At 63.7% G+C, this 7349-nt stretch carries 7 protein-coding genes; 4 read left to right on the top strand and 3 right to left on the bottom strand.

Annotation, left to right across the window (positions count from 1 at the left end; genetic code table 11):
* Positions 1-52 precede the first annotated feature (52 nt).
* Positions 53-373 carry a thioredoxin gene (gene trxA, locus ABDW49_RS14920; protein ID WP_343612802.1) on the top strand — a complete coding sequence of 107 codons (321 nt, stop codon included), beginning with the start codon at positions 53-55 and terminating at the stop codon, positions 371-373.
* 248 nt (positions 374-621) lie between these two features.
* On the opposite strand, the gene ABDW49_RS14915 is transcribed toward trxA, so the two are convergent.
* The 3 genes from ABDW49_RS14915 to argJ are packed head-to-tail and all read right to left on the bottom strand — an operon-like array spanning position 622 to position 3279.
* On the bottom strand, positions 622-1434 hold the full coding sequence (locus tag ABDW49_RS14915; protein ID WP_343612801.1) for an inositol monophosphatase family protein: 813 nt from the start codon (positions 1432-1434) through the stop codon (positions 622-624).
* Between the two features lie 8 nt (positions 1435-1442).
* Positions 1443-2048 carry a glutathione S-transferase family protein gene (locus ABDW49_RS14910; protein WP_343612800.1) on the bottom strand — a complete coding sequence of 202 codons (606 nt, stop codon included), beginning with the start codon at positions 2046-2048 and terminating at the stop codon, positions 1443-1445.
* A 4-nt stretch (positions 2049-2052) separates the two neighbouring features.
* Positions 2053-3279, bottom strand: coding sequence for a bifunctional glutamate N-acetyltransferase/amino-acid acetyltransferase ArgJ (gene argJ, locus ABDW49_RS14905; protein WP_343612799.1), 1227 nt, complete (start codon positions 3277-3279; stop codon positions 2053-2055).
* A 124-nt stretch (positions 3280-3403) separates the two neighbouring features.
* Here argJ and ABDW49_RS14900 point away from each other — a divergent pair, with 124 nt between their 5' ends.
* The 3 genes from ABDW49_RS14900 to secA all read left to right on the top strand — a co-directional run bounded on the left by ABDW49_RS14900 (position 3404) and on the right by secA (position 7232).
* Positions 3404-4063 carry an energy transducer TonB gene (locus ABDW49_RS14900; protein WP_343612798.1) on the top strand — a complete coding sequence of 220 codons (660 nt, stop codon included), beginning with the start codon at positions 3404-3406 and terminating at the stop codon, positions 4061-4063.
* A gap of 33 nt (positions 4064-4096) precedes the next feature.
* Positions 4097-4363 carry a hypothetical protein gene (locus tag ABDW49_RS14895; protein ID WP_343612797.1) on the top strand — a complete coding sequence of 89 codons (267 nt, stop codon included), beginning with the start codon at positions 4097-4099 and terminating at the stop codon, positions 4361-4363.
* Between the two features lie 103 nt (positions 4364-4466).
* Positions 4467-7232 carry a preprotein translocase subunit SecA gene (secA, locus tag ABDW49_RS14890; RefSeq protein WP_343612796.1) on the top strand — a complete coding sequence of 922 codons (2766 nt, stop codon included), beginning with the start codon at positions 4467-4469 and terminating at the stop codon, positions 7230-7232.
* Positions 7233-7349: the final 117 nt, after the last annotated feature.

Here is a 7349-nt window from a genome sequence, read left to right as displayed (position 1 = left end):
TCAAACCCGGCACGCTTCCTAGATACATGCCAACGCATTTGGAGTTTTGATTATGGCCACGATTACCGTCAGCGATTCGAACTTTTCGACCGAAGTGCTGGGCGCCGACAAGCCCGTGCTCGTCGACTTCTGGGCCGACTGGTGCGGCCCCTGCAAGATGATCGCTCCCGCCCTGGAAGAGATCAGCGAGGAACTGGCCGACCAGGTCACCATCGCCAAGGTCGACATCATGGCCAACACCAACACCGCCACCGAATTCGGCGTGCAGTCGATCCCGTTCCTGGTGCTGTTCAAGGACGGCAAGCCCGTCGCCCAGAAGCTGGGCGCTGCGCCAAAGGGCGCGCTGAAGGGCTGGATCGAGAGCGTTCTTTAAGATTTGGAAGAAGTAAAGTGCGAGGGGGTAACCCCCTCGCGCTCCCATGACGTCTTCCGACGATAGGGCAGGGGCGCCGAAACCGTGCGCTCCGGCTCTCCACCTGCGCAACGCAAAGCGCCGCAGGCTGCAACGCGGTTGTTTCTGCCTGCGGCGCTGCGACCTTGGCTCTGCGGTTGAACCACTGGCGCAACGCAGACATTAAAGGGAGCGCGAGGGCGATGGCCCTCGCATTCTCTCCCTAACTTTTAAATCTCTGCCACCCTTGCAGCCAACTCTTCCCAAAGCGCTGGCGATGAAGCCCCGATCAGCCCTTTGCGATCCTCGTTCACCCGATAGGGCGAGCCATCGAAGCGCGCGGCCTTGCCCCCGGCTTCGTTGAGGAACAGCACCCCGGCGGCGTGATCCCATGCCAGCGTGCGCTCGAAGATCGAGACATCGTTCACGCCCAGCGCGAGGCGCGGGTACTGCTCGGCAGCGCAGCGGGGGATATCGACCAGCGTGTAATGTGGGGCGATATGCGTCTGCAGCGCGGCGCGGCGGTCGGAGTCGGCGAACATCAGCGAAATGGCAGCGACGGGCGGCTCGGTGCCGGTGGGGCGCGCCGTCAGGCGCTCGCCGTTGAGGAAGGCGCCTTCGCCGCGGCGGGCGTGGCAAAAGCGGCCCGACAGCACGTCAAAAATCCAGCCACCGATGGTCTCGCCGCCCTGCGCCAGCGCGATCAATATGCCGAAGGGCGGGCGGCCATGGGCGAAATTGTTGGTGCCATCCAGCGGGTCGATGATCCAGCACAGGTCCTCACCAAGGCGCGAGAGGATGGCGGGATCGGCATGGGCGGCTTCCTCGCCGACGATGGCGGCTTCGGGCAGGATTTTGGCGAGGCCTTCCGACAGGATCGCCTCGCTTTCCTTGTCGGCCACGGTGACGAGGTCGTCATGGGCCTTTTCGATGATCTCGCTGGCCGCCAGATGCTGATAGCGCGGGCGGATGGCGCGATCTGCCGCATCTGCCATCACGGCATAGACGGCTTCGGTCAGCGGATCGTTGACGGGTCTGGTCATGACGTCTTTCAGGTGAGGGGAATGGTGACGTATTCGAAGCCGGGGCGGTCCTTCAGCCTCTCGTACCAGGCGCGGACATGGGGCGCCTCGATGCGATCGAGCCCGAGCGTCAGCCAGGTGTGGGTGTAGGTGCCCATGGGGATGTCGCCGATGCCGAAGTCCTTGCCGGAGAGCCATGCCTGACGGCTCAGCACATCATCGAGGATGGCCATCATCTTGCTGGTGGCCTGCGCGCCTTTTTCGATCTTTGCCGCGTCGCGCTCCGCCTCTGGCACGCGGACCAGTTGGAGGAAGGCCTCGCGCTGGGCGTCGGCGAACTGGAATTGCCAGTCCAGCCAACGGTCGGTCCAGGCGCGGGCGGTGGGGGTGCCGCTCCACAGATGGCGGCCATATTGGTCCGCGATGTAGCGCAGGATGGCGTTCGATTCCCACAGGGTGAAGTCGCCATCCTGAATGGTGGGCACCAGCCGGTTGGGGTTCATCGCCAGATACTCCGGCGTGTAGCCGAACTGGCCGCCGATATCGTGGCGCTCCCACTGGAGATCGGCCTCGACAGCGGCCCAGACCACCTTCTTCACATTGTGCGAGTTGAGCCGTCCCCAGATGGTGAGCATCGCGTCAGCTCCTGTAATCGGCGTTGATCGAGATGTAGCCGTGCGTGAGATCGCAGGTCCACACGGTGGCGGTGCCTTCGCCAAGGCCCAGATCGACGGTGATGTCGATGTCCGTGCCGCGCAAGTGCTCTGCGACGGGGGCTTCGTCGTAATCGGCGAGGGGCTGGCCATCTTTCGCCGCCCAGATGCCGCCGAAGCCGATGGACAGCCTGTCGCGGTCGGCCGGTTCGCCCGCTTTGCCCACGGCCATGACGATGCGGCCCCAATTGGCGTCTTGACCGGCGATGGCGGTCTTGACCAAAGGCGAGTTGGCGATGGCGAGGCCCACCTTGCGGGCGCTGGCATCGCTGACGGCGCCGGAAACGGTGACGGCGATGAATTTTTGCGCGCCTTCGCCATCTTTCACCACCAGATGCGAGAGTTGGCGGCAGATGTCCTTCAGCGCGGCGGCGAAGGCATCGGCACCGGGGGTGGTTTCGTCTTCAAGCAGTGCGTTGCCTGCCTTGCCGGTGGCGAAGGCCATCACCGTGTCACTGGTGGAGGTGTCTGAATCCACCGTGATGCAGTTGAAGGTTTCATCAGCGGCCTGGCTCAGCAGCTTTTGCAGGAAGGCCGGGGCGATGGCGGCATCGGTGAAGATATAGCCCAGCATGGTGGCCATATCGGGCGCGATCATGCCGCTGCCCTTGATGATGGCGCTGAACTGCACCGTCTTGCCGCCCACGATGGCGCTGGCGGTGGCGCCCTTGGCAAAGGTGTCGGTGGTGCCGATGGTGTTGGCGGCATCCTCCCACGAGCAGGGCGCGGCGGTGAGTGCGGCTGCCACGCCCGCCTGCGCCTTGTCCTTGGGCAGGGGCACGCCGATCACGCCGGTGGAGGAGACGAAGACCTCCTCTTTCGCGCAGCCCAGATGGGTGGCGACCTGGGTCATGATCTGTTCGACCGCCTCACGCCCGCGATAGCCGGTGAAGGCATTGGAATTGCCTGCGTTGACGATCAGCGCGCGGGCGCTGCCCTGCGCCACGTTCTGGCGGCCCAGCTCGACTTCGGAGGAGCAGCAGATGTTGCGGGTGAACACGCCTGCCACGGCGCAGCCTTCGTCCAACTCGACATAGGTTAGGTCGCAGCGATCCCAGGCCTTGTACTGCGCGCGGGCAACGCGCGGGGTGGCCCCGGCAATTGCGGGCAAAGCAGGGAAGGGCGAGGCGAGCGGGGAGATGGCGTGACTCATGGGGAGCGGGGTAGCGCAGCGGTGTGACAGGTCAAGGGCGGATGGGGTGGGCAGGTGGCGGGATGCCTGCTAACGCTTTGGTGGGGTGCTGTTTTAACGGGGGTATGGGGTGATCTTAGCGTTGATGTTGATGGCGGCTGCGCCTGCGCAAGCGGGGCAGGGGCCGGAGGCGGTGCCGGGTTTTGCGCCTCCGGCGGTGGCGGCCACGCCAGCTGGCGATCCTGGTACCTGGGTGTTGCCCGAAGATTATCCCTCCGCGGCGCTTCAGGGCAGCAAGGAGGGCATGACGGGGTTCGTTCTGGATATCGACAGTGCGGGCCGGGTCGATCAATGCTCGGTGACGCAAAGCAGCGGGGCGAGCGATCTTGACGAGGCGACCTGCCGCCTGATCACGCAAAGGGCGCTGTTCAAGCCTGCTGTCGACGCCAGGGGGCAGGCGATGCCGGGGCGTTTTCGCAGCCGGGTGAAATGGGTTATCCCGCAGGTTCCGCCGCCGCAGCCCGGTTTTCTGCGCACCACCTATATCGTCGATGCCGATGGGAAGATGCGCGATTGTGCATGGCAGGCCGAGGGCGATTTCCAGACCAAGATGGAAAAAGTGCCCCAAAACACTTGCCCGAACAACAAGGGGTACGCCGATGGCTACACCGACGAGCAGGGGGCTTCGGTGGAGCGCCGGGTGGTGATCACCACAAGGATCGAAGTGTTGCCGCTGTCCGGGGCGGAGCCATCCTCCACGAAACCTGCCGGACAAGGCCAGCCAGTCACTGGACGCGCGCCGTAAGCCTGCCTATATCACCTTCCCAACATGATCCGCATGCTGCTCACCTTTCTGGCTTTGATGTCCGGGCTGGCCGCTTCTGGCGCGCCGACGCTTGCTCAGGCGATGGAGCCTTGCGCGGTGGTGGCCTCGGGCCGTTATGCCACGCCAGGCGCCGCGCGCGTCTCGGCCCATGTGGTCGAGCATGGGCGGGCCATGACCCGTCCGGCTCAGCCCGCGCTGGTCGCCGCGCGCCTCTTTACGCCTGCCCCCGCGCCCATGGTGGCCCCGGTGCTGGTGGGGATCGAGCGCGCCCGCGAGTAAGCGGCGGCGCCTTTTCCAAGTCTCAAGCATTTATGCCGCAGACGCGCGCGTGATCCTCACGCCGTCGCGGCCATGACCGACCTTTCATTTCAGGAAAAATCGCATGTTTCAGGCCCTTGCCAAGTCTCTCTTCGGCTCGTCCAACGACCGTTATGTGAAGTCGCTCGACAAGACGGTGCAGAAGATCGCGGCCTTCGAAAGCGCCGTCCAGCAGCTCTCCGACGAGGAACTGCGCGGCCAGACCGACCGCTTCCGCGCCATGCTGGCCGAAGGCAAGACGCTCGATGATATCCTGCCCGAAGCCTTCGCCACGGTGCGCGAGGCCTCGACCCGCTGCATGGGCATGCGCCATTTCGATGTGCAGATGATCGGCGGCATGGTGTTGCATCGTGGCGAGATCGCCGAAATGCGCACCGGTGAGGGCAAGACGCTGGTCGCCACGCTGGCGGTCTATCTCAACGCTCTGGAGGGCAAGGGCGTCCACGTCGTGACCGTGAACGACTATCTGGCCAAGCGCGATGCCGAGACCATGGGGGTGCTCTACAACTTCCTGGGGCTGACCGTGGGCACGATCGTCCCCAATCTGGACGAGGTGGAGCGCCGCGAGGCCTACAATTGCGACATCACCTACGCCACCAACAATGAACTCGGCTTCGACTATCTGCGCGATAATATGAAGCATTCGCGTGACCAGATGGTCCACCGCGCCTTCAACTACGCCATTGTCGACGAGGTCGATTCGATCCTGATCGACGAGGCGCGCACGCCGCTGATCATCTCGGGCCCCACCGACGACAAGAGCGACCTCTATCTGGCCGTCGATGCCATCGTGAAGAACCTCAACCCCGAGGATTACGAGGCCGACGAAAAGACCAAGAACATCACCTTCACCGAGGACGGCATCGAGCGCGCCGAACGCCTGCTGGAGGAAGCCGGTCTGCTGGAAGGCAGCAACCTCTATGACATCGAGAACACGCAGGTGGTCCATCATCTGGATCAGGCCCTGAAGGGCAATGTGATGTTCAAGCGCGACATCGACTACATCGTCAAGGACGGCAAGGTCATCATCATCGATGAGTTCACCGGCCGCATGATGGATGGCCGCCGCTGGTCGAACGGGTTGCATCAGGCGGTGGAGGCCAAGGAAGGCGTCCGCATCGAGCCCGAGAACCAGACCATGGCCTCGATCACCTTCCAGAACTATTTCCGCATGTATCCCAAGCTGTGCGGCATGACCGGCACGGCGGCCACCGAGGCGCCCGAATTCTTCGACATCTACAAGATGAATGTGGTGACCATCCCCACCAACGTGCCGGTGCAGCGCATCGACGAGGAGGATGAGTTCTACAAGAACACCAATGACAAATTCGCCGCCATCGCCAAGCTGATCCGCGAGAAGAATGAGATCGGCCAGCCGGTGCTGGTGGGCACGGTCTCGATCGAGAAGTCGGAACTGCTCAGCGAGTTTCTGAAGGCCGAGGGGGTGAAGCACAATGTGCTCAACGCCCGTTTCCACGAGATGGAAGCCCATATCGTGGCGCAGGCCGGCAGCCTTGGCGCGGTGACCATCGCCACCAACATGGCCGGTCGCGGTACGGACATCAAGCTGGGCGGCAACCTTGAGTTCCGCATCGAGGACGAGCTGCGCGATCTGCCCGAGGGGCCGGAGCGCGAGGCGCGCATCGCCGCCATCAAGGCCGAGATCGATGCCGAGAAGGAACAGGTGCTGGCCGCCGGCGGGCTCTGCGTGATCGGCACCGAGCGCCATGAAAGCCGCCGCATCGACAACCAGTTGCGTGGTCGTTCAGGCCGTCAGGGCGATCCGGGCCTGTCGAAGTTCTATCTCTGCCTGGAGGATGATCTGCTGCGCATCTTCGGGCCGGACACGATGTTCTCGCGCATGATGAACAGCAATCTGGCCGATGGCGAGGCGATCGGTTCCAAGTGGCTGTCCAAGGCCATCGAGCAGGCGCAGAAGAAGGTCGAGGCGCGCAACTACGACATCCGCAAGCAGGTCGTCGAATACGACGATGTGATGAACGACCAGCGCAAGGTCATCTACGAACAGCGCGCCGACATTATGGATGCCGAGGCGCTGGACGATGTGGTGCTGGATATGCGCCACGAGACGGTGAACGCGCTGGTCGCCACCGCCTGCCCGCATGGCTCCTACCCCGAGCAGTGGAACTTTGAGGGGCTGCGCGAGCAGGCCTTCGCCACGCTGGGTCTTGAGTTGCCCCTGGACGAATGGATGGAAGAGGACGGCATCGAGCCCCAGACCATTGAGGAGCGGGTGCAGACGCTGGTCGATGAGAAGATGGCGGCCAAGGTTGCCGCCAACGATCCGGCGATCTGGCAGCAGGTGGAAAAGAGCGTGCTGCTGGAGCGCCTCGACCATTACTGGAAGGAGCATCTGGCCACGCTGGACGCGCTGCGTCAGGTGGTGTTCCTGCGTGCCTATGCCCAGAAGACGCCGATCAACGAGTATAAGCAGGAAGCCTTTGGTCTGTTCGAGCGTATGCTCGACACGATCCGCGAGGATGTGACGCGCATCCTGTGCACCGCCGAGATCCAGTTCGGCCAGCCTGCCGCGCCCGAACTGCCGCAGCTCCCTGATTTCCTGACCAATCTGGATGCTTTGGGTGCCGATGGTTTTGAAGGCGTGAGCCCGGCACCTGCCGGTTCGCCCTTTTCGGCCGATGCGCTGCTGGCCAGCGGTTTCGGGGCTGGGGCGGCGGCGGGTTCGCTGTCGGTCGGTGAGCCGGGGCAGGGGGGCGATCCCTATGCCGATATGGGGCTGAACCGCAATGCTCTGTGCCCCTGCGGTTCGGGCAAGAAGTATAAGCACTGCCATGGCGTGGTTGCCTGATCGTCGCCATTCGCGCGAGTTTGTGCTGGATTGACGGCCTCGCCTGCCCGGAAACGGGTGGGCGGGGCTGTTTTTCGATGGTTCACGGGATTTAAACTTTTACAGCTCTATGTGTAA

The sequence above is a fragment of the Novosphingobium sp. genome, assembly GCF_039595395.1.
Classification (GTDB): domain Bacteria; phylum Pseudomonadota; class Alphaproteobacteria; order Sphingomonadales; family Sphingomonadaceae; genus Novosphingobium.
This window is presented reverse-complemented; position numbering and strand designations above follow the sequence as displayed.

What these genes read in the sequence shown, in the direction of transcription:
- trxA (WP_343612802.1), top strand. Translation starts at nt 53, where the DNA reads ATGGCCACGATTACCGTCAGCGATTCGAACTTTTCGACCGAAGTGCTG.
- ABDW49_RS14915 (WP_343612801.1), bottom strand. Translation starts at nt 1,434, where the DNA reads ATGACCAGACCCGTCAACGATCCGCTGACCGAAGCCGTCTATGCCGTG.
- ABDW49_RS14910 (WP_343612800.1), bottom strand. Translation starts at nt 2,048, where the DNA reads ATGCTCACCATCTGGGGACGGCTCAACTCGCACAATGTGAAGAAGGTG.
- argJ (WP_343612799.1), bottom strand. Translation starts at nt 3,279, where the DNA reads ATGAGTCACGCCATCTCCCCGCTCGCCTCGCCCTTCCCTGCTTTGCCC.
- ABDW49_RS14900 (WP_343612798.1), top strand. Translation starts at nt 3,404, where the DNA reads ATGTTGATGGCGGCTGCGCCTGCGCAAGCGGGGCAGGGGCCGGAGGCG.
- ABDW49_RS14895 (WP_343612797.1), top strand. Translation starts at nt 4,097, where the DNA reads ATGCTGCTCACCTTTCTGGCTTTGATGTCCGGGCTGGCCGCTTCTGGC.
- secA (WP_343612796.1), top strand. Translation starts at nt 4,467, where the DNA reads ATGTTTCAGGCCCTTGCCAAGTCTCTCTTCGGCTCGTCCAACGACCGT.